Source organism: Paenibacillus sp. YN15 (genome assembly GCF_003285005.1).
GTDB lineage: Bacteria > Bacillota > Bacilli > Paenibacillales > NBRC-103111 > Paenibacillus_AR.
In genome coordinates this window covers 75,599-98,885 of the sequence record NZ_QMFA01000022.1, presented here as the reverse complement: position 1 = coordinate 98,885, position 23,287 = coordinate 75,599, and the positions used below count along the sequence as shown (strand labels likewise).

At 55.8% G+C, this 23,287-nt stretch carries 11 protein-coding genes; 7 read left to right on the top strand and 4 right to left on the bottom strand.

The window, feature by feature from the left end:
* Positions 1–3: 3 nt before the first annotated feature.
* The 7 genes from DQG13_RS17895 (at position 4) to DQG13_RS17865 (ending at position 19,371) form a co-directional block, all read left to right on the top strand.
* Positions 4–5,709, top strand: a complete 5,706-nt coding sequence (locus DQG13_RS17895; RefSeq protein WP_113021149.1) for an S-layer homology domain-containing protein — start codon at positions 4–6, stop codon at positions 5,707–5,709.
* Positions 5,710–5,997: 288 nt separating this feature from the next.
* A complete protein-coding gene (locus tag DQG13_RS17890) occupies positions 5,998–11,205 on the top strand; it encodes an S-layer homology domain-containing protein (protein ID WP_113021148.1) in 5,208 nt (1,735 codons plus the stop codon).
* Between the two features lie 479 nt (positions 11,206–11,684).
* Positions 11,685–12,653 carry an ABC transporter permease gene (locus DQG13_RS17885; RefSeq protein WP_113021147.1) on the top strand — a complete coding sequence of 323 codons (969 nt, stop codon included), beginning with the start codon at positions 11,685–11,687 and terminating at the stop codon, positions 12,651–12,653.
* Between the two features lie 16 nt (positions 12,654–12,669).
* The gene (locus DQG13_RS17880; RefSeq protein ID WP_113021146.1) at positions 12,670–13,548 is read left to right on the top strand and encodes a carbohydrate ABC transporter permease; all 879 of its coding nucleotides are present in this window, start codon (positions 12,670–12,672) and stop codon (positions 13,546–13,548) included.
* Between the two features lie 59 nt (positions 13,549–13,607).
* Positions 13,608–15,209, top strand: coding sequence for an extracellular solute-binding protein (locus DQG13_RS17875; protein ID WP_113021145.1), 1,602 nt, complete (start codon positions 13,608–13,610; stop codon positions 15,207–15,209).
* Between the two features lie 51 nt (positions 15,210–15,260).
* Entirely contained in the window at positions 15,261–17,594 is a 2,334-nt protein-coding gene (locus DQG13_RS17870) for a helix-turn-helix domain-containing protein (RefSeq protein WP_181592829.1), read from the top strand.
* A 31-nt stretch (positions 17,595–17,625) separates the two neighbouring features.
* On the top strand, positions 17,626–19,371 hold the full coding sequence (locus tag DQG13_RS17865; protein WP_113021143.1) for a hypothetical protein: 1,746 nt from the start codon (positions 17,626–17,628) through the stop codon (positions 19,369–19,371).
* A 379-nt stretch (positions 19,372–19,750) separates the two neighbouring features.
* On the opposite strand, the gene DQG13_RS17860 is transcribed toward DQG13_RS17865, so the two are convergent.
* The 4 genes from DQG13_RS17860 to DQG13_RS17845 form a co-directional block, all read right to left on the bottom strand.
* Positions 19,751–20,473 (bottom strand): amino acid ABC transporter ATP-binding protein, encoded by a 723-nt coding sequence (locus DQG13_RS17860; RefSeq protein ID WP_113021166.1) that lies wholly within the window; start codon positions 20,471–20,473, stop codon positions 19,751–19,753.
* A gap of 18 nt (positions 20,474–20,491) precedes the next feature.
* The gene (locus DQG13_RS17855) at positions 20,492–21,139 is read right to left on the bottom strand and encodes an amino acid ABC transporter permease (protein ID WP_113021142.1); all 648 of its coding nucleotides are present in this window, start codon (positions 21,137–21,139) and stop codon (positions 20,492–20,494) included.
* Between the two features lie 132 nt (positions 21,140–21,271).
* Complete coding sequence (locus DQG13_RS17850) at positions 21,272–22,072, bottom strand: basic amino acid ABC transporter substrate-binding protein (RefSeq protein ID WP_113021141.1); 801 nt, start codon at positions 22,070–22,072, stop codon at positions 21,272–21,274.
* Between the two features lie 186 nt (positions 22,073–22,258).
* Entirely contained in the window at positions 22,259–23,170 is a 912-nt protein-coding gene (locus DQG13_RS17845; RefSeq protein WP_113021140.1) for a LysR family transcriptional regulator, read from the bottom strand.
* Positions 23,171–23,287: the final 117 nt, after the last annotated feature.

The following is a 23,287-nucleotide window of genomic DNA, read 5'->3' as shown; positions in this document are numbered from 1 at the left end:
GTAATGGCAAGAAAAATCACTGTCTGGCTGCTGTCCCTGCTTTTGGTCATTTCCCTGGCGCCGCCCGGCTGGAGGGGGCCGGGACAAGCCCAGGCTTCACCTGGCCTGGATGGAGCAGACCGGATCATCCCTCTATGGAATTTAACCTACTCCGGGCTGCCCGATGTGGACTATGAGGTGGATGCAGCGGAGGCTCATGAGGGAGGCCGCTCGCTGAAAATTGTCTACCGGTCGGCCAGAGCGTCCAATGTGTTTTTGAACCTGTCCCAAACCGTTCAGGCCGAGCCAAGCACCAAGTACGAGCTCAGCATGTGGGTAAAGGGCAACAATGTGAAGGGGGTCAGCTTTGGGGAAAACTGGAACGCCAGAACCTCAACAGGAACGGGAACCTTCGGCTGGAAGCGAGTAACCCGCACCTATACTACCGGAAGCAACGAAAAAAGCTTTATTTTCCGCATTCTCGTAGAGGATGTGACCCAGGCGGTATGGCTGGACGACATATCCATCAAGAAGCAAGGCACCGATACAAACCTGTTGCGGAATGCGGGATTTGACGGTGTGGATGAGGCAATCACGCTGAACGGCTTTGAGGATTTGTCGGGATGGACAACGTCTGACGCCGGCGGAAACACCGTTGCGGAAGCAGTGTACAACACCCGCACGGAAGGCGGGCGCGCTCTGAAGCTCACCTTTGCCCCGGATAGCCTGGAGCAGGATTTCAATCTTGCCTACACATGGAACCCAGCGACATATTTAGATTTGACGAAAATGACAACGGTTACAATGGATGTATATGCCTTGGAGCAAACAGTCTCCGGCAGCGAGGTGATGACTCTGCGGCTGACAGATGCCGCCGGAAAAATTCTTGAGCAGCAGCTTCCCCGCATAATGGCGGGCAAGTGGAGTACCGTCAAGCTTGAACTGGATTCGGCCTCATCTCTGGACAAAAGCCGGATTGCCGCAGTCACCCTCTATGCCAAACGGGGAGACTCTACAGCCAATTGGGGGACGCGGACAGCCGCCAGCTATCTGGTGGATAGGCTCTCCGGCGTAAAGCTGAAGCAAGTCCAGCCCATTACCGCTTCGCCGGAGCCGGGCGGAGTACCGCCGGGAACAACGGTTGCCCTGTCCACCTCCACAGCGGGGGCGCAAGTCTGGTATACCCTTGACGGCAGCGATCCGCTGTCCTCCGCCGCCCGCATCCTGTACGCGGAGCCGATTCCGGTTCAGAGCGGCACCGCCATCAAGGCTTGCGGTGTACTGGCCGGATACGATCCCAGCCCCGTTGCCCTTCTGGCCTACACCTGGGGAACGGGAGTACCGGGAGAAAGCCTGGCGGAATGGTCCAGTTTCCAGGAGAATCTGGGCGCCGGCACACAGCTTCCGGTTTTCTATGCCGCTGGAATTACGGTAGACGGCAGCCTTGACGACTGGGACGGATATGCGGGACTGGCGCTGCCTAACGCCGGAACCACCCAGAACCAGGTTAACGGCTGGACCGGGCCTGAGGATGTGTCGGTGGAAGCCCGGTTCGCTTATGATGCGGAAGCCTTCTATCTGGCGGCCAAGGTGACGGACGATCAGCACGTTGCCATTGCCGATGCGGATATGTGGACGGGAGACAGCCTCCAGTTCGCTTTTGGAGAGAATGGGGTATACGGGGCGGAATACGGCCTTAACCTCAAGGATGGGGAAACCCAGGTGTGGCGCTGGAAGAATGGAACGGCGCTGCTGGATAAAAGCACAGTAACAGCTAAAGTCGCCCAGCAGGGCAACCAGGTTCTGTATGAGGCGCGCATTCCGTGGGAGGCTGCATTTTCCCAAGCCCCCGGCGATGGTCCCGTATCCTTCTCCATGCTTGTCAATGACAATGACGGCAGCGGACGCAAGGGCTGGCTGGAGTGGACCAGCGGCATCGGACGGGTGAAGGACGGCAAGCAGCTGGGCAGCCTGTTCCGCGTCCCCCAAGGCGATTCCTGGAGCTTCTGGGTGAATGTCCCCAAAGAGGCTGTTGCCGGCGCGGACATTCCCTATACCCTGAACCTGGCCAATTACTCCTCCGAACCCAGGCAGTGGACCATTCAGTCGGAATTGCTGGGCATCAATCGGGAAGTGACTGTGCCGGCAGGTATAGTGCTGACCAAGGAAGGCAGCTTCACATTGGCTGAAAAGGGGGAATATACCGCAGCTGTGACCGTATTGGAGCAGGCCACGGGGGCTGTCCGGTCCTTCAGCCAGCAGTTGGAGGTTATTATCGGACAGGCAACGATCGATCAAATGCTGGATGCCGTAGCGGCAAAATTGCCGGCTCTGGAGCAGCTTCTGCTGCAAGCGGAAGGACAGGGACTGGCTACGGATTATGAGCGGGTTGCCTATACGACCATCAAGGACTTTATCGGATACGGACGGGAGGATGCGAAACGGGGGCGCCTGACCCGCTCCTATTATGTAGCGGAAACGCTGGAGCAGCTCTATGGAGAAGCCTTCGCCAGCCTGCAGGCCTATCTGGGCGGCACAGCCGTGCCGCAGGCGGTGCCGCGGTATGTCAGCGGCCCCTTAACCGCTTCGGGAAATGCCTTTACCGGCCTGACCCGGGTCCGCAGCACAGGGGAGGAAGAGGTGCGCCCGGTATTCCTCACCGGGTACGGCCATTTCGGACAAGCGCGGCAGGATATTCCCAAGTTTCAGGACTACGGAGCCAATACCATTCAAATTGAGGTTGGACCCAACAAGATGATTATCGCCAAGGAGGGCTACATTCCCGAATACAGCACAGGGGGAAGCGCCAAGGGTTCCGTCAGCGTGGACACCGAAGTGAAGCGCAGCGGCAATGCCTCTGTGAAAATCGTCAACACCTCGGCCAAGCTGCCCAATGTATACAAGCAGATTTCCCAATCCATCAAGGTCAAGCCCAATACCGCCTATGTGTTCAAGGCCTGGGTGAAGGGCGAGAATGTCAAGAATGCCTGGATGCCCGGCGGGCCCAGCATGACCCTGCGCAAAGCGCTGCCTGCCGGCACATACGACTGGCAGGAGATCACCTACAACTATACCACCGGCGCGGGGGAGACCAGCTTCAGCTTTACCGTTCTGTCGGAGAATGAGCAAATTATATGGGTTGATGATCTTAGCGCCGTCGAGGCGGGCACGGATGTGAACCTGATGCTGAATCCCGGCTTTGAGGAGACAGTGGATCTGGGAGATGACCCGGACAAGGATTATTTCATCTCTACCAAAACGCTGGAAAATGTGTTTGCAAGTGCGTTAGCCAATGCTGAGGAACATGATATCGCCGTCAGCCTGCTGATGTCGCCTCATTATTTTCCCGACTGGATGTTAAGCAAGTACCCGGAATTAAGGAGCAGCAGCACAGGCTTCATCAAGTTCAATATCAATCATCCCAAGGCCAGGGAGGTCATAGAGGACTATCTGCGGGCCATTATTCCCGTGGTCAAAAGCTACGCCTCCCTGCACAACATCACCCTGAGCAATGAGCCTACTTATCAGACCAACCGGGACCCGGCTTTTTATCTGCCGCTGTGGCAGAGCTATCTGGAGGAGATTTACGGCAGCATCGGGGAATTGAACACTGTTTACGGCACTGCGTATGCTTCCTTCGGGCAAGTGCCGATGCCGTCGACGGTTACGGCAACCCCTGCCGCATACGACTGGGTTGCCTTCAATAATGAGCAATTTGGCCAATGGCATGAGTGGATGGCCGACATTATCCACGATGTCGCTCCCGATATCCCTGTGATGTCCAAGGTGATGGTCAACTTCAAAAACAGTCTGACCTGGGGTGTGGATTATGAACGGTTCTCCGAGTTCAGCCAGATTAACGGCAATGATGCGTACAATGTGATCGCATACGGGCCCAACGGCTTTATTTCGGAATTGGGCTTCTACGATCTGCAGCGCTCCATCAATCCGGCTCCGATCTTCAACTCGGAGCATCACGTTATCAAGGACGGAGATGACCAATATACCCCCGAGCAGGCCGAACGGTTCCGGGCAGTGCTGTGGCAGGGGGCCGTTCACGGCAAAAGCGGCTCCACCATCTGGGTATGGGAACGGACCTATGACGTCACCAGCGATTTTGAAGGAAGCGTGCTCCACAGGCCGGATGTGGTGAATGCCATCGGCCGGACCAATCTGGATTTAAACCGCCTGTCGTATGAAATAACCGCCTTGCAGAATAAGAAGCCGCTGGCGGCCATCCTTTATTCGTCAGGCTCGGGCCTTTATAATGATGTCCATTATGATGCCCTGCAAAAAAGCTATGCCGCCCTGGCCTACAGCGGGCAGCGGATCGGCTTCGTCACCGAGAAGCAAATTGCCGCCGGCAAGCTGGCCGATTACAAGCTGCTTGTGGTTCCCGCCGCAGCCCATGTCAATGCGGATGCGCTGCCGGGCATTGAGCAATTTGCCGCCTCAGGCGGGAAAGTGGTGCTCATCGGGGAGGATTCCCTGACCAAGGACGGGCATAACCAGCCGCAAAACGCCGCAGCCTATCAGGCTGTTGCCGGGCAGGCCCTGACCCTTCCCGCCCAATACGGGGCAGGTGTGCTGCAGTCGCCCACCGCCACGGAAATCCGGGCGCAGCTGCTGCCCCTGCTGGAAGAGCTGAACGCGCTGGAGGTTATGGTGACGGATACTGCCACCCAGGCTCCCGCCGTGGAGCTGGGCTGGCAAACCGGAGTCTATAACGGCCGGCTGCTGTTGAATGTGGTGAACTATACCGGCGAAACCCGGCAGCTCCAGATCACCCGGCAGGGCGAGCCTGTTGCGGCGATGAAGGATCTGATCTCGGGCCGTTCGCTTAGCGGAGCGGCATTGGAGCTTCCGCCCTACGCTCCGTATCTGCTGGACCTGGGGGCGGCTGAACCCGGTCCGGGTCCGGGAGGGAATGATCCGGGAGAAACCGGTGGNCCGGGAGGGAATGATCCGGGAGAAACCGGTGGCGGCGAGGACAACGGAGGCTCCACGGAGAGTCCGGAAGGCAACCAGGACCCGGTGAATAATCCGAACAACGGAACGGTTCCTCCGCCGGCAAGCCAGCCGGAACCAGGACCGGGAGCCGGCTCCGGGAACAACGGCCAGCAACAGCCCGGCCCGGGCCAAGGCTCGACGCCGGAGCAGTCGATCCAGCCGGAAGCGCCCCGGGATATTGCCGGGCATTGGGCGGAAGCAACCATCCTGAAGGCGATCCGCCTGGGACTGGCGGAGGGCTACGAGGATGGAACCTTCCGGGCGGAGCGGCCCGTTACCCGGGAGGAGCTGGCGGTGCTGGCGGCCAGATGGCTGAAATCCCAGGGACAGTGGGCAAGTCTGCCGGTTCCCGGCCAAGGGCTGCCGTTCCGGGATGGAGAGGCCATCAGCAGTTGGGCTGAAGAAGCCATCGCCGCCGCGGTGCAGGCCGGATGGCTGGAGGGCTACGAGGACGGCTCCTTCCGGCCGCAGCAGGCGGTGACAAGGGCTGAGTTGGCCGTCTTTTTGCAGCGGATGATGAAGCTTCGGAGCAGCGCGGAGACGGCTCCCGGCTTCGCCGACCAAGGGGACATTCCGGGATGGGCCGCAGATGCAGTGTCAGCCGCCGCCACTGCGGGACTGTTCCAGGGCGATGAGCAGGGCAGATTTCTCCCGGCAGATGCTGCCAGCCGGGCCCAGACCATATCGGTGTTGGTAAGACTTTTGCAGATGCAGCCATAACAGCTGAGCTTTTACGCGGAAAAGACGCCTTCTTCCTTGGCGGAGAAGCGTCTTTTTCCTGTTTCGGCCCTATTTCCGCAGCAAAGCCACAAGAAAGGAAGACTCCCACAAAAGATGAAGCGCCTCCTTGCGGAAAGAATGCGTAGCACCTCAATAAATGAATCTTTTCCATATATATACTCGATGATAGTGTAGGCCTTGCCGGATGAAAGGAGGGGCGCAACAACTGCAGGAAATTGAAAGCGCATACTTAAGCGCTCAAAAATCCACTTTCAAGGAGGTCTATCTATGAAAGCAAGGGCATTAACAGGCCGCATTGCCGTTTTGATTATGGCACTGTCTTTGGCGCTGGGGAATATCGCTGTTATTCCCCGGGCCTTCGCTGCATCCCAGCCCATAACCGATATTCCGCAATGGACTGCCAGCTACAACAATAATGGGGCGGACGGTGAAGCCTACATTGACCATGAACAAACCTACGCCGGATCGGCAGGGTCGCTGAAGCTTGTAAACCGGACGCCCAAAACCAACAATGTCTTTTTGGCCATCCGCCAGCATGTGACGGTAAAGCCAAACACGGTGTACCAGGTATCCCTGCAGGTGAAGGCTGTGGAAGCGAACCGGGTCAATGTGATGCTGAATCCCGAGTGGACAGTCCGCAAGCTGCTTCCCGAAGGCACCTATGACTGGCAGCCTGTGAGCTTCACCATTACCACCAATGCATCCACCACCTCTTTTCCCTTCGTAATTTTGTCCGATGGATTGGCTGAAGCAGTATGGATTGACGATATTGTCATGGCAGAAAAGGGCACTACGCAAAATCTCCTCAAAAACGGCGATTTTGAAACCCTTGCGCCGGTTGCAGGTGTCACCGCGGATGTTCCGCCGGGAGCGGTGGAACCGGGAACGCTGGTTTCTCTATCCACTGCAACTGTATCCGCCTCTGTTTACTACACCCTGGATCTTACAGACCCGACAACCTCCCCCACCCGGCAATGGTATACGGGGCCGATTGCCATTGACCGCCCCCTTGCCATCAAGGCATATGCCGAGAAGCGGGGACTGGCGTCCAGCCCGGTCTCCACCTTCCAGTACACATTAGCTTTGGCAGCCGGAGTTACCCATACAGATGCGGAGCTGTTCCTCGCCAATCTTGCCTACGGCAAAGCGGTTCCCGTCTATTATAAGGATGGCTTCACCATTGACGGCAGCCTGGAGGAATGGAGCGGGGAAAGCTATATCACCCTCCCGCTTGCAAGCGGCAGTCTTCCGGCCAATCTGGCCAGCTGGGAAGGACCCCAGGATCTTTCGGCCAAGGTTAGGTTTGCCTACGATGAGGACAATCTGTATCTGGGAGTGCAAGTGACGGATAACGTCCATTATGCTTTGTCGGGCGCTTCCATGTGGTCTGGGGACAGCATCCAGCTTGCCGCGGGAACGGATGCCATGTTTGGTCCCGAATACGGCTTTGCCCATGTGAACGGCCAAGCCCAGGTCTGGTCCTGGAGTGCGGGAACCGCCGTTCTTGGCAAAGACGCCATTCAGCTGCAAACCAGCCGCACCGGAGAGACAACCACCTATGAAGCGGCGATACCCTGGAAGGCGCTGCGTCAGGAGAAGCCGGAGCAGGCGCTCCCCTTCAATATTCTGTTCAATGACAACGACGGTACCGGACGGAAAAATTGGGTGGAATGGACGCCGGGCATCGGCAAATATAAGGACCAAAACATCTTCGGAAATCTGTTCCTGATTCCGCAGAATGCCGGCTGGGGCGCTTGGCTGGACCGGGATTATGCCACTGCGGAGGAGAACCGGATCACTGCGGAGAAGGGCCAACTGGTGGATTACTCCCTTTATGTGCTGAACCCGTCTTCGGAAGAAAAGGAGTACCAGATCACCGTTCCTGCCATCAATCAAACCTGGGATTCGGCAAAGGTACCGGCTCATACGGTTTGGCGCAAGCAATTCCAGGCTTCCTTCTCCCAGGTTGGGCCGCAGAAGCTGATTGCAGAGGTAAGGGATGCTTCTTCGGAGGGCGCAGGCCGGTCCCTGGAATGGAATGTTCTTGTGTTGGCCAATGGCAATGAAATAGCGGAGGAATTGGATCGGTTGGCAGCGGCTCTTCCGGAGCTGAAGGCGCTGCGGGATGCGGCCTCCGCGCAAGGGCTGCCCATGGATTACGATGATGTGGATATTGCCGTTATCGAGAGATTCATTCCCTACGGCAAGGAGGATGTGCAGAAGGGGCGGCTGGATCAGGCCCAGTATGTGGCAGAGCAGCTGGACCGGCTGTACCGGGAAACCAAGAGCCGTCTGGAAAGCTATTTAAGCGGGGCGGCCACTCCCCTCACCGCTCCCCGTTATGTGACAGGGCAGGTGCTGCTGGACGGCTATTCCTTCATCGGCCAGACTGTGGATGCCCAAGGGAACCAACAAACAGGGCCGGTATTTTTTACAGGCTACGGCCATTTCGCCCAGGTCCGCAAGGATGTTCCCCAAATGTCCTCCTTCGGAGCCAATATGATTCAGATTGAAACCGGCCCCAATAAGGTGCTGCTGGCGGCAGATTCCCTGATCGGCTGGAGCAAGGGGGTATGGGGCGGCGCAGAGGCGACTTTCCGGTATGATGGGGATATTTTCCAGGAGGGCAACCGTTCTCTCAAGATTACCAACCACTCGCCCAAAAGCCCCAATGTTTATGGAACCGTATGGCAGCGGATTGTCCTTAAGCCCAACACGGAATACACCATCCGTCTATGGGCAAAGGGGGAGAATGTCAATAACGCCTGGTTCGGCACCTTCGACAAACGGCAGCCGATTCCCAACGGCACCTATGACTGGCAGCAGCTTACCCTGGCATACAAAAGCGGCAGCGCCGAAACCGGCATGGACCTGCGCATTCTTTCGGAAAATGTCACCGATGCCCTGTATATTGACAACATCAGCGTAGAAGAGAGCGGAACCTCCGTCAATCTGGCGGCGTATCCCGGCTTTGAAACCGAAGGCATCACCGTGAAGGAGGATTATCTCATCTCCACCGCCTCCATCCGCAACGATATCCAGAAGGTGCTGCAGGATGCCGCCGATCACAATCAGGCGGTGAGCCTTCTCTTGTCGCCCCATTATTTTCCGGCTTTCCTGCTGGAGAAATATCCGGAGCTGAAATCCAACAATACCGGGTTTGTCAAATATCATTTCGACCATCCCAAAGCCAGGGAGGTTGTGGAGGATTTCCTCCGGACCATTATTCCCATGGTGAAGGATTATCCCTCTTTGCACAACCTGGTGCTGTCCAATGAGCCTGTGTTTATGTCTTATAAGGACCCGGTATATTTGGCGGATTGGCAGCAGTATTTAACTGGGCTGTACGGAAGCATCGGTCAGTTGAATGAAGTGTACGGAACCGCCTTCACCGATTTCACCCAGGTGATGCTTCCCACGGCTGTAGAGAGAACACCGCTTTATTATGATTGGGTGAATTTCAATGACCAGTTATTTGGCGGCTGGCATCAATGGATGGCGGACCTCGTTCACGAAATGGCGCCGGATATTCCCCTGAACGTGAAAATTATGGCCGGCGCCCTGTCCAAGGAACAGTTGGCCAAGTCCCCCCTGTCCTGGGGAGTGGACCCGGAGCAGATTTCCGGGCTAAGCCAGCTGAACGGCCTGGACGCCTGGAACTTCTTGTACAGCGAGGGGGCCACCATCACCGAGAAGCTGAAATTCTATGATCTTCTGGCCTCGTTCAAGGAGGCTCCGGTGATCAATACCGAAGACCATATTATTCCCGATAAGGACACGCGGCTTGTACCCGAGCAGGTTCCCCATGTCCGCAACGATCTCTGGCAAGGGGCCATTCACGGGCGCAGCGGCTCCATTATCTGGGTGTGGGAAAGAACCGATGACGCCGCAAGCGATTTGGCCGGCAGCGTGCTAATCCGCCCGGATGTGGTTTCGGCCATTGGCAGAACCGCTCTGGATTTGAACCGGCTGGCCGCTCAGGTGACTGCTTTCCAGAAGGCTCCTTACGAAACAGCTATTCTATATTCCAAGGCTTCCAATCTGTACCGTCCCGCTTATCTGGACGCAGTGGACCGGGCCTATACTGCTTTAAGCCATTCCGGGCAAAAGATCGGTTTTATCAGCGAAAAGCAAATCCTTGAAGGCAAGCTTACCGGCCTGAAGCTGCTGGTGGTGCCGGACAGCCGGTATGTGGATGCCGAAACTCTAAGCGCCATCCAATCCTACCTGGACCATGGCGGCACTGTAGTGGTAATGGGCGAACAAGCGCTTCAGTACAACGCCCATCAGCAAGCGCTGGATGTTCAGGTTCGCAATGATGTCATGTCCCGGTCTACGGTCATTCCCGTAACTGGAACCGCCGACACCATGAGCTCGCCTTCCGCGGCCAGCCTGAAGCAGGAGCTGCTTCCCATCCTATCCGGCTTGAATCTGCTGCAGGCGGAAATTGTGGATGCGGCCACCAAACAGCCGGTGATGAATGTGGAATGGCGGCTGGCGGAGCATGACGGGCGGGTGCTGCTCAATGCCGCCAATTACAGCTGGACGCCGAAAACTGTTGAAGTCCGGCTGAAGGGCCAGCCGGTGGCAGCTGCCGAGGACTTGATCGGAATGAAGCCGATGCAGATTGCCCAGCTGGAGCTGGCGCCGTTCACCCCTATGCTGCTGGACCTGGGGGCGGCTGAAGCTGAACCGGGTCCGGGAGGGAATGACCCGGGAGAAATCGATGACGGCGAGGACAACGGAGGCTCCACGGAGAGTCCGGAAGGCAACCAGGACCCGGTGAATAATCCGAACAATGGAACGGTTCCTCCGCCGGCAGGCCAGCCGGGAGTAGGAGCGGGAACAGGCTCTGGGAACAACGGCCAGCAGCCCGAACCGGGCCAAGGCCAAGGCTCGACGCCGGAGCAGCCGACTCAGCCGGAAGCGCCCCGGGATATTGCCGGGCATTGGGCGGAAGCAATCATCCTGAAGGCGATCCGCCTGGGACTGGCGGAGGGCTACGAGGATGGAACCTTCCGGGCGGAGCGGCCCGTTACCCGGGAGGAGCTGGCGGTGCTGGCGGCCAGATGGCTGAAATCCCAGGGACAATGGCCAACCCTGCCGGGCTCCGGCCAAGGGCTGCCGTTCCGGGATGGAGAGGACATCAGCAGTTGGGCTGAAGAAGCCATCGCCGCCGCGGTAAAGGCCGGATGGCTGGAGGGCTACGAGGATGGCTCCTTCCGGCCCCAGCAGGAGGTCACAAGAGCTGAGCTGGCGGTCTTCATGCAGCGGGTATTGGCGCTGAAGGCTGATGACAGCGAAGCGGCGCTGCCCTTTGCCGATGCGGCGGAGATCCCTTCCTGGGCCGCTCAAGGAATTGCGGCGGCAGCTGCCGCCGGATTATTCCAGGGGAATGAGCAGGGCCGGTTTCTACCGGCAGCCTCCGCTACCCGCGCCGAAACCGTGTCTATATTCCTGCGGGCGATCAAATAGGTATCGCCTGCCCCGTTACAGGGCCGCACTTCGCGCAGAAGCATCTGCCGGAGTGCGGCTTTTCCAACAGGCAGCGTCCGGCTAACGAATCTATGGCACGCTATTTCGCGAAAAACGGGCGCTAAAAAAATCTAACGAATCTGTACCACGCTATTTGTCTGTTTAAAAGCGTTTCGGCACAAATTTGGACAAATAACGATCCTACGATTCGTTAGATCTAAAAAATGCCTACCTGCAGTCAAATAGCGATCCATAGTTTCGTTAGAGCTTCTCCCCCGCTTCCGTGTCTTGGCCTCCGGGCTGATTTTAACGTAAAGCCCCAAAAAATAGAGCCAAACACAAAAAAAGAAGGGGTTGCTTCCGCCAATATCGTGTAGCAGAAGAAAAGATGAAGCTTTCGGCCCCTCTTTGCCCTGTGTTACCTTGAGGGCACAGACGAACCCCACTATTTGATCTGACAGACAGAAAGGAGAACTGCCATGGCTCAGTCAGCCGCCAAGGGAAAACCGGCAGCAGCGCCGGTCCTGCCCTCAACTAAACTTAAACGCTCATTACGGAAGGTTCTGAATCGGGACAAATATTTGTACCTGATGCTGATTCCGGTAGCCGTTTATTTCATTCTATTCAAATACGCCCCCCTGTTCGGAGAAATGATCGCCTTCAAAAATTACCGGCTGGCAGACGGAATTTGGGGCAGCGATTGGGTTGGCCTCGAGCAGTTCCGCAAGCTGTTTTCCAGCAGGGAGTTTTTCACGGTGCTGCGCAATACCCTGCTGCTGAATCTCTACAATCTGGTCTTTGCCTTTCCCGTCCCGATTGTATTGGCCGTGCTGCTCAATGAAGTGACCAAGAGCGGCTACAAGCGGGTGCTGCAAAATCTGCTCTACATTCCCCACTTTATCTCTTGGGTGGTGTTAGGCTCTATTGTCATTGCCCTGTTGTCCCCCTCCACCGGCGTGGTCAACCATATCCTGGGCTGGTTCGGCATTGAGCCGATTTACTTCATGGCCAGCACCTTCTGGTGGCCCGTCTCCTTCGTCATGTCGGGAATCTGGAAGGAGGCCGGCTTCGGCACCATCCTCTACATGGCCGCCATGGCGGGAATCGATCCCACCCTGTATGAGGCGGCCCGGATGGACGGCGCCAGCAAGCTGCGGCAGATTTGGCATGTGACGCTGCCGGGCATCCGCAGCACCGCGGCGATTCTCCTCATCCTGCAGGTAGGCAGAATGATGGATGTGGGCTTTGAGCAGGTCTATACCATGAAGAATCCGGCCGTCACCAAGGTAGCGGAGGTTATCAGCACCTTTGTGTACACCCGCGGCATCGAGAACCTGCAATACAGCTACACGACGGCTCTGGGCTTATTCCAGTCGGTGGTTGCCCTCATCCTGGTGGTATCCGTCAACAAAATCATCAAAGCCATGGGAGAAAACGGATTATGGTAAATGGAGGCGGCTCGTTATGAAAAATAAAACCACCCTGACCTCGGGTTTATTCCGGTGGCTGAACTATCTGTTTTTGGCGCTGTGCGCCTGCGCAACCGTGTTTCCCTTCATCAATATTATTGCCACCTCGTTCAGCAGCAGCAGAGCCATCTCATCCGGAGAGGTTTTTCTGTGGCCGGTGGATTTCAATGTTTCGGCGTACCGGAATCTAATTGATGACGGACAGCTCATTGTGGCCATGAAAAACACGATCCTGATTACAGTAGTCGGCACTGCTCTGAACATGCTGTTTACCATGCTGGCTGCTTATCCCCTGTCCAAAAGACGGCTCAAGGGACGCAATGCCATGCTGATGGCGGTGCTGTTCACCATGCTGTTCGGCGGAGGAATGATTCCCCACTTCCTCCTGGTCAACGCCCTTGGCCTGGTCAACACCTATTGGGCCATCTGGCTGCCCGCTTTGATCAGCGTATACAACATGTTCGTCATGAAATCCTTCTTCGAGGGCCTTCCGGAGGAAGTCGAGGAGTCGGCCTCCATGGATGGAGCCAATGAGCTGTACATCCTCTGGAAGATCATTATCCCGCTGTCCATGCCCGTCATCGCCGCCCTTACCCTGTTTTATGCGGTGGGCTGGTGGAACTCCTATATGAATGTGCTGATCTATATCCGCAGCGGCGACAAGATGTCCCTGATGGTGAAGCTGTACCAAATGATCCAGTTGGTCAGCCCCGAGCTGCTCAAGAGCGGAGAAGGCGTTCAGCAGCAGACGATTACGCCGGAGGGTATCCGGGCCGCATCCATTGTCTTCTCCATCACCCCGATTTTGTGCGTGTACCCTTTCCTGCAAAAGCATTTCGTCAAGGGCGTGATGCTGGGATCGGTCAAAGGCTGATATCTTTGGCGTTTCATACCGCCATGATATAATAAATAAAGATTCTAGGAGGTCAACACATGGTAAACAAGAAAAAGCAATGGGCGATTTCCGCCTTGGCGTTCTGTCTCGGCGCCGGAACTCTGCTGGCCGGGTGCTCAGGCAAGGATGAGCAAGCGGCTTCCAGTCCCGCCGCAAGCGCGGCGGCAGGCCAAGCCTCGGCCTCGGCCGACCCGTATGACAAGCTGCCCAAGAATGTCAGCATCTCCACCTTCGACAGAGGCGCTGTCTCCAGCGACCAGGGCACTTACGAGAACAACAAATGGGTCAAGTGGATCAATGAAAACTCCGGCATCAACGTGAAAATTATCCCCGTGCCGCGCAACCAGGCCCAGGATAAGCTCAATGTGCTGATCGCCTCCAATCAGGCTCCGGATCTGATCTGGGAATTTGACCGCTCCTATATCGGCAAGCTGGTATCGCAGGGCGCCATCCAGCCGATTGACGAGTATATCGAGAAATACAGCACCTCGTACAAGAAATATTTGAACGACAACCCGGACCTCAAGCCCTTTCTTACCTTTAACGGCAAAATGTATGCCGTCGCCACCAAACGGGATACTGTAGCCAACCATGGCATGTGGATTCGCCAGGACTGGCTGGATAAGCTGGGTCTGAAGATGCCCACCACCGTCGAGGAACTGATTGAAGTGGCCAAGGCCTTCAAGGACAAGGACCCTGACGGCAACGGCAAGGCGGACACCACGCCGCTGGTCGGCTCCACCACCTTTGATATCTACTCCGCCATGTTTGCCGCCTTCAACAACCAGTGGTATCTGGAGAACGACAAAATGGTTTACGGCGCCCTTACAGACCGTTTCGGAGACACCATGGCTCTGGAAAAGCAAATGTATGAGCTGGGTCTTGTGGACAAGGAATATATGACGGACAAGAACTTCCAACGTGCCATTCAGCTGTGGACCACAGGCAAAGCGGGCATTTACGCAGGCAACTGGAACCTCGCCGCCGTTATGACCGATTTTCTGACCAATAACCCGGATGCCAATCCGGTTCCCCTGGGGCCTGTCACCACCAAGTACGGCAAGTTCGGCCTGTATCAGGAATCCGCTCCGTTTATATTCGTTGCCTTTAACAAGGACATGAAAAACCCGAAGGCTGCCGTCGAATATCTGGACTGGATGATGGACAAAGGCTGGAAGCCTCTGGTGTACGGCGAGGAAGGCGTGCACTATAAGGATGTGAATGGCGTAGCCCAAACCATTGACGCCGATAAGCAGAAGAAGGAAGTCAGCTACGCCAATGAATATGCCGTTCTGCGCCAAGTCACTCTGAAGCCTTCCGATCTTCTGATAAAGGCCGCTCCGGATGCGCTGTCCCAACGGATCGCCAAGCTGAATCAGCTTTCCCTGGAGACAGTCACGAAGGATACGTTCAGACGGGACATTCCCTATCAGCCCAATTTCACCGAATTCAACGAGATCCAAACCTCGATGAAGCCTTTTCTGGATGAGCTGCGGGCCAAGGTCACCATGCAAGGCTCCCAATATACGGCAGCCTGGGGTCTGGAGGAAATCCGCAAGGAATGGAAGCGGCTGGGCGGCGATAAAGTAACCGAGCTGGCCCAACAATGGTATGACAGCAATAAGGCCAGCTTCAAATGAGCAATGGCCTGAATAAATAAGCCATTCATTCGCAGCATGGGGGGACAGGAGATGAGCGCAATTCGCAATAACTGGATGAAAAAAACGTTAACCGGACTGCTGCTGCTCCTGATCCTCACCGTCGCTGTATCGGCGGTCAGCTTCTATCTGATTTTTACCGGCAGCTTGAAGGAACAGTTAAACCGGACCAATATGGAATTGGTCAAGCAGGTGGAGCATAAGCTGGAGCTGGTTCTGCAAAGCATCGACAATGAGGCGGTGCAGCTGGTCCAGTACGAGGAAACAAAAAAGTTTTTCGATGAAAATTTATCGCCGGGAGAACGGACCGGCAATGACTTCCGGGTGGGCAACCACATTGACAGGATGATTCGCAGCGACAGCTATATTTTTTCCATAGATGTGTATTCCTACAGGCAGAACCGGCTGGTATCGGGAGATATTCTGACGGATGAACGGAAGCTGGAGGACTATTCATGGATCTCCCAGTTTGAGCGGTACAAGGGATACTCCAGTTGGCTTCCCGCCCGGCGGCTGTATATTACACAAGGCAATTCCCCCACCTACCGGAACGTGGTGACTCTGGTGCGGACATACCCGCTGATTCACTCGGAGGGAGCGCGCCAAGGAGCCATCGCCTTCAATATTAAGGAGGAAATGCTGCACACCCTGATCCAGAACACGGACGGGGTTTCCGGCGGCGAACGGGGCTTGACCTTTGTGGTGGACAGAAGCGGCCAGGTTGTGCTGCATACGGATAAATCGAAGCTGGGCAAGGACATCAGCCAATATTCGCATATTGCCAAAGCGCTGTCTCCGGATTCACCGGAGGGCTTTTTTGCGGAGCAGGTAGACGGACAGCCGTCCCAGGTATTTTATACGGAGGTGCCCTACGCGGGCTGGCGGATTATCCGGATTGTCTCCGATGTCCAGGTGAATAAACAGTTGACCACCGTCAGAAACACCTTCTTCGCCATAGCGGGCGGCATTCTGCTGTTGTCGGCGGCGCTGGCCCTGATTCTCGGCCGCTGGACCTTCCAGCCGCTGAACCGGTTCCTTCAATCGGTCTCCGCCAAGCTCAGCTCCAACCCCCATTATGCGCCGGCCGATCCCGGCAAGGATGATCTGCAGTTTTTGGAGGCCACCTTCGAAAATCTGATGGCCAACAGCGAAACCCTGCGCAAGCAGATGCGGGAAAGCCAGCCGATTCTGAAATGGCAACTGATTATGGAGCTTCTGTCGGACTACAAAATGAATTTCTCCAACGCGCGGCAGTACATGGATATGCTGGGCATCGACCTTTATCCTGACCGCTTCATCGCTATGGCGGCGGATTATGACGGCAAGAAGGAGTCCATGTCCGGGCGGGATTTGCATCTTTACAATTATGCGCTGTGCAATGTGGCCGAGGAGCTGATGCAAGCGGAGGGAAAAGGCGTAGCCATTGAGCTGGAGAATGGAACCTGCGCTCTCCTCATCAGCTTCGAGGAGGGGGACAAGGATGCGGAGGTGCGGGCCGTTGCCGTGGCGGAGCTGATTAAGAGCTACGTGGAGGAAAATTTCAAACGGACCGTGACCATCGGCATCGGCGGGCTGGTGGACTCCATGAAGGATATTCACCACTCCTACAAGCAGGCTCTGGAATCCATTGCCTACCGGCTTGCCCTGGGGGGCAATATGGTGATTACGCTGGAGGATGTCCAGCATGATCAATCCCCCCACTACTACAAGCTGATGTCCATGACCGACAGCTTCATGGATTCCATGAAGCTGCTGGAAGCGGAGAAGCTGCAGGCCCAGATTCAGCGTTGGTTCGACGCGCTTGCGCAGTACAATATATCGCCGGAAATGATCCGCCAGTTGAATTTGCAATGCCTGATGAAGGCGGCCATGGTCCTGAATGAGGCAGGTGTCGATCCCGACAAAATCCGTCTTCCCGAGGAAGTGCGGGAAACCCTGAATCAATACGACAGTCTGGAAGGGCTGCAGCACTATCTGGTTCAAGTATTGTCCGCCTATATGGAGCAAATCAGGACCAAACGGAGCAACCGGGAAAAAAGTGATTTGATCCTCCGTGTGCTGGATTATATTCAAGCCAATTACAGCAGGGCCGATTTGTCCCTTAATCTGCTGGCCGAGGAATTCGGCGTCAGCGTCTCCCATTTGAGCAAGGTGTTCAAGGAGCAGGCGGAGAGCAACTTCATCGATTATCTTATGGAGCTGCGGTTGACCAAGGCCAAGCAGCTGCTGGAGGAAACAGACGGCAAGGTGCGGGATATTGCCGAAGCGGTGGGCTACAGCAATGTCAACAGCTTTGTCCGGATATTCAAGAAGCTGACCGCCCTGACCCCGTCTGAGTACAGGGAAAGAAAGGTCCAAAAGGACTAAGCCGCGAGAAGCGAGAGGATGAGACGAAGAGATGAACGAACTGTGTGAGCTGGAGCTTCTGAAGACGGCGGTGGAGGAAAAGAACAAGCGGTATAACCCTTCCCTTTCCATGTTGACCGCCCCCTATCACACCAACGGATACCATACCATCTTGAAGAATGTGGATTGGGTGCATCCCTGCCGGGAAAGCATCGAATATGCGCTGGCGCTGCTGGATACAGGGGGAGCGGAGTGCGAGGAGCGGGCCTTCGCCATTATCCGCCAGGTGATCTCCCTCCAGGATCAGCATCCGGCCCATGATACCTACGGGCTGTGGTCCTACTATTATGAAGAGCCGCTGGAGATGATGGCTCCTCCCGACTGGAATTGGGCCGACTTTATCGGCAAGGTGCTTGTGATGATTGCCAAGCGCCACCGGGCACGTCTCCCCGAGGCGTTGCTGGCGGAGCTGGAGCAGGCGGTTTGCCATGCCTGCGAATCCATTATCCGGCGCAATATGGGCCCCCATTATACCAACATTGCCATTATGGGCTCCTTGGTTACCATTGGCGCCGGAGAGGTCTTCGGACATCAGCGCTATCTGGACTACGGGCTGAAGCGCTTTGAGGCATTTTGCCAATATACGCAGCAGTTGAACACCTTCCAGGAGTACAACAGCCCCACCTATACCATCATTGCCATTATCGAGCTGTCCAAAATCAGGCAGATAACCGGCCATCCCATGGCCTTGGAGATTTGCGAGACGATGCTGGACCTGGCCTGGAGCATGGTGGGCGCCCATTTCCATGCCGCCACCCGGCAATGGGCCGGCCCTCACAGCCGCTCTTACAGCACCTTGCTGACCAAGGGAACTCTTGCATTCCTGTCCCTGGCCGCGGGTATCCCCTGGCGGGAAGCCGAGGATGGCCCCATGCCGTATAATCTGGAATGGTTCAAAAGCGGGGTGAACTGTCCGGAGAAGTACAGAGGGCTGTTTGCAGAGCGGACCATCCGGGATATTCAGGAAATTTACTACCGGAGCCAGGACGGATATGAAAAAGTGGCAACCACCTATATGACGCCTTCCTTCACCATAGCATCGGCCAGCAAGGAGGTTATGTGGAACCAACGCCGGAATCTGCTGGCCTATGTGGCCGACAATGAAGGAAAGACTGCCTACGCAGCGCTGCGGATGCTGCATGACGGCCATGATTTCTCCGCTCCGGTTTTCTCCTCGCAGCAGGATCAGGGGCATATCCTGTGCGGGCTCCAATTATCCGTCAACGGCGGCGATACCCATATCGGGTTAGACCGGATTGACGGGGCCGTGGAAGCTTCGGACCTGCGGCTACGGCTGGAAATCGGCGGAGCGGCGGAGAATGTGGGGGCTGTGCCGGAGGAGGGCGGAGCGGTGCTGCGCATCGGCTCGGTCCGGCTGGAGCTGTATCAGTTGGCGGCAGTGTTTGAGGGCGGGGACGGACTGCTGAACCCGTCTCCGGAATGGACGATTGGTCGCGAGGACGGCAAGCTGAATCTGGACCTGGTGCTGTACCATGGTCCCCGGAAGAAAATTGACATTGCCGGGCTCCACCGGGCAGGCCTGATCTTCGCCTTGTCCATGGAGGAGGAGCAATCCTGCGGTGGACAGGCGGGGCTTTCCCCTGCGAAGCGGGAAGCCATGCGCGTATCCGCCGACGGGCAAACCCTGGAGGCCCGGTGGCAGCCCGCGGATAAGCCGCTGGCCCTGTCCCTTACCCTGAAGCCGGACAAGGTGGAAACGCTCCGGGGCCAGGCTTAATTATCTCCACAAAATGAAAAAAGGGGCTGTCCGAAAAGTACCCCAAGGTGGATACATATTCGGCAGCCGAATCTGGCTAACGAATCTCTATCACGCTATTTCGCAAAAACGGGTATGATAAAAAATCTAACGAATCTATATCGCGTTATTCGTCTGTTTGAACGCATTTCGGCGCAAATTCGGACAAATAGCGATACTATGATTCGTTAGATTTCAAACATGCTCGCATATAGTCAAATAGCGATACATAGATTCGTTAGCGTCTCTACCATTTTTGAAGCTTTCAAGACAGTCTTTTTCCGGGAGAGATTGTAGCTTGCTGAATATTTATTCATCCCATTTGACTTTTCGGACAGCCTCTTTTTTGTTCTATTTATTATTATAATACCTTGGATAAAAACTCCTGAGTGCGCTCCTGGCGGGGGCTGCCGAAAATCTGCTCCGGCGGACCTTCTTCCACAATATGCCCCTGCTCCATAAAGATCACCCGGTCTCCCACCTCACGGGCGAAGCCCATCTCATGAGTGACCACCACCATGGTCATGCCTTCCTTGGCCAGATCCTTCATAACCGCCAGCACCTCGCCTACCATCTCCGGGTCCAGAGCGGAGGTGGGCTCATCGAACAGCATCACCTTGGGCTCCATCGCCAAGGCCCGGGCAATGGCCACCCGCTGGGATTGGCCGCCGGACAGGGAGGCCGGATAAGCATCCGCTTTTTCCAGCAGCCCCACCTTTTCCAGAAGCTCCATGGCCTTCTTCCTGGCCCGCTCCAACGGCCACTTGCGGATCTGCACGGGAGCCAGGGTAATGTTCTCCAGCACCGTCTTGTGCGGAAACAGGTTGAACTGCTGGAAGACCATGCCGACTTCTTGGCGTATTTCGGTTATTTTGGTGTTTTTGTCCATCAGGGACACACCTTCGATGCGGATTTCGCCCCCGGTGGGCTCCTCCAGCAGGTTCAGGCAGCGCAGGAAGGTGGATTTGCCGGAGCCGGAGGGCCCGATGACCACCACTACCTCCCGGGTTTTGATGTCCACATTAATATTGTCCAGAACCCGGTTGTCTCCGAAAGACTTAGCCAGTTGGCTCACTTCAATAATCGTATCCCTCATGTGCCGCTACACCTTCCTTTCGATGTATACGAGCAGCTTGTTCAAGCTGTAGGTAAGAATGAAGTAGATGGCGGCGGCAGTCAGGTACGGCTCCCATACCCGCATGTATTGGCCGCGCATGGCGTTGGACCAATACATCACTTCCGGGGCGGCCACCAGCGCCACCAGGGAGGAGTCCTTGACCAGGACGATGAATTCGTTGCCGAAGGCGGGGATCATCCGTTTAATGGCTTGGGGAAGAATAATATGGCGCATGGTCTCCCAGTGGCTCATTCCCAGAGAATAGGCCGCTTCCCGTTGGCCTTTGTCGATGGACTGGATGCCTGCCCGGAAGATCTCCGCACAATAGGCGGCAGAGTTCAGGGACAAGGCGGTTATGGCGGCGGCCCACGCATTGGTGGTGCCGATCATCGCCGGAATCAGACCGAAGTGAACGATTAGCACCTGCACATACAGGGGAGTTCCGCGAAAAAAGTTAATATAAGCCTGGGAAGGCCAGGTAAGAAACCAGAACCGGGACATTTTGCTGAAGCTGAGAATAAGTCCGCCCAAGGAGCCCAGCAGAATGGACGCCAGTGAGATGATAATGGTAAAGCCCGTCCCTTTCAACAGGAGACTCCCATATTCATAAATAATGTCAAATCGGAAATCCATCCAACTCTTCCCTTCCGCACATCGAGGAAATTTTCCTGACAACCTGCCGGCCCTTTTCACACAGAGACCCATGCGCCGGAAAAAGCACTGCACATGGGCCGGTCCAATCTGGCTTTCGTGTCCTTACGGCTCTTACTTCGCCTTCAGGATGACATCCACATTGGGCTCCTCGCCGAACCATTTCTTATATACCTTGGCATAGGTTCCGTTTTCCAACACGGTTTTGATGGCCGGGTCAAGCTTGGCTTTCAGGTCGCTGCCCTTGGGGAAAGCAAGGCCGTAGAACTCTGCGCCGAAGTTGGTTTTATCCTCGATGGTGACAAATTTCTTGTTGGGATTGTTCTTGGCATACTCCCGCACAATGGCGATGTCGGCAACGGCAGCATCCACGCCGCCCTTGTCCAGCTCCAGGAATGCAAGCACATTGCTTTCATACTTCTTCAGATTGGAGTTGCCGTTGCCCATGATCTTGGTCATCAGATCGTCGGCGGTAGTGGCGCCTTGTACGGCAACCTTCTTGTCCTTCAGGTCAAGTGCGGTCTTGATGGTGCTGCCTTCCTTCACGAGAATCATATTGGTAGATTCAAAGTAAGGAATGGAGAAATCGTAGCTTGCCTTGCGCTCATCGGTAATGGAAATAGCTGAAATGCCCATTTGGTATTCGGTGCCTTGCTTCACGCTTTCCAGCATGGTATCCCAGCCGGTGTTTTTCACTTCATAATCCAGCTTCGCTTCCTTCATGACTTCGGCCAGGAAATCAATATCGAAGCCTACGATCTTGTCCTTGTCCATGCTCTCCATGGGAGCGTAGGATGCATCCGTGGCCACCATAATCTTCTTGCCGCCGCTGGCGGATGTTTCTTTCTTCTCACCGCAAGCCGCCAGGGAAAAAGCCAATACCAAAGATAAACCCGCTACCAGCATCTTCTTCATCCGTTTCGTACCCTCCCGTTTTGAACATTTGACCATTGTTTTTATGTTTGAAATTTTAGCAGTTTAATAGGCAAAAGACAATGGAATTTTTGATTTTCATGTCAGAAAAGATAACACAATTTCGTAAAAAGTTATGAGATTGCCATAAAATCGCCAGATTTTTCCGGAACCCCTGACGAAAACCTCTCAAACCGCCCCTGCATCCTCCCGCCATTTCACCGCATGCTGGCGGGCGAGACACATAAACTCACGCATAACCGGCGTGATAACTCTCTTCTTGTGGGAGGCCATCTGCGTAACCAGGCGCTGGGGGCGGTCATCCCAGGCCAGAGCGGACAGTCTTCCCTGCCGGATTTCGCCCTCCACGGTAATAAGCGGGAGAAAGGACAGCCCCAGACCGGAAATCACGCAGTTCTTAATGGCTTCAATACTCCAAAACTCCAGCCCCTGGCTGGGATAAACGCCGCAGGCATTGAGAGAATGCTCGAAGAGGGCACGATAGGTGCAGCCGGGTTCGGTGTACAGCATGACCTCCTCCTTCAAGTCCGCAGGTGTCACCGGATCAACCCTCTCCAGGGGATGGCCGGGCGGGGCGATCAGGGCCATTCTTTCCTCTACCAGGGATTCAATCAGCAAATCCTTGTCCTCCGCCGGATGCTGGAGCATAAAAACCAGATCCATTTCGCCGCTTTTGACCCGGTCTCCCATCTCCCAGCATAGTCCGGGCTTCAGGATAATCTGCACGGCCCCGTACCTGCTCTTGAACTCCCGGATCACCGCGGGCAGGCGGAAGGCGGTCAGGGACTCCGGCGCCCCGATCACCAGCGTTCCGGTAACCTCCTCATTGAAGCGGATGGCGTCCTTGGCCAAGGCGTGCAGCTTCGTAATCTCCTGAGCGTAGGGCAGGAACTTCTGCCCTGCAGAGGTAAGGGTGGTTTTTTTGCCAAGTCGGTCAAAAAGGGCTGTGCCCAGCTCCGATTCCAGGGCTTGAATCTGCGCCGTAACACTGGACTGCACATACCCGAGGGCGGCCGCAGCCTTGGTGAAGCTGCCCGCTTCCACAACTGCAATAAAAGTAAGCAGATGTCTCAATTCCATGTGATCAGCTCTCCCATCGACAATATCGATATATGCCATCAATACATTCCGTTATTCGATGGAAATATTATCTGGTAGGATATAAGAAATTTCAAGCATTCTAAATTAGGAAGGATG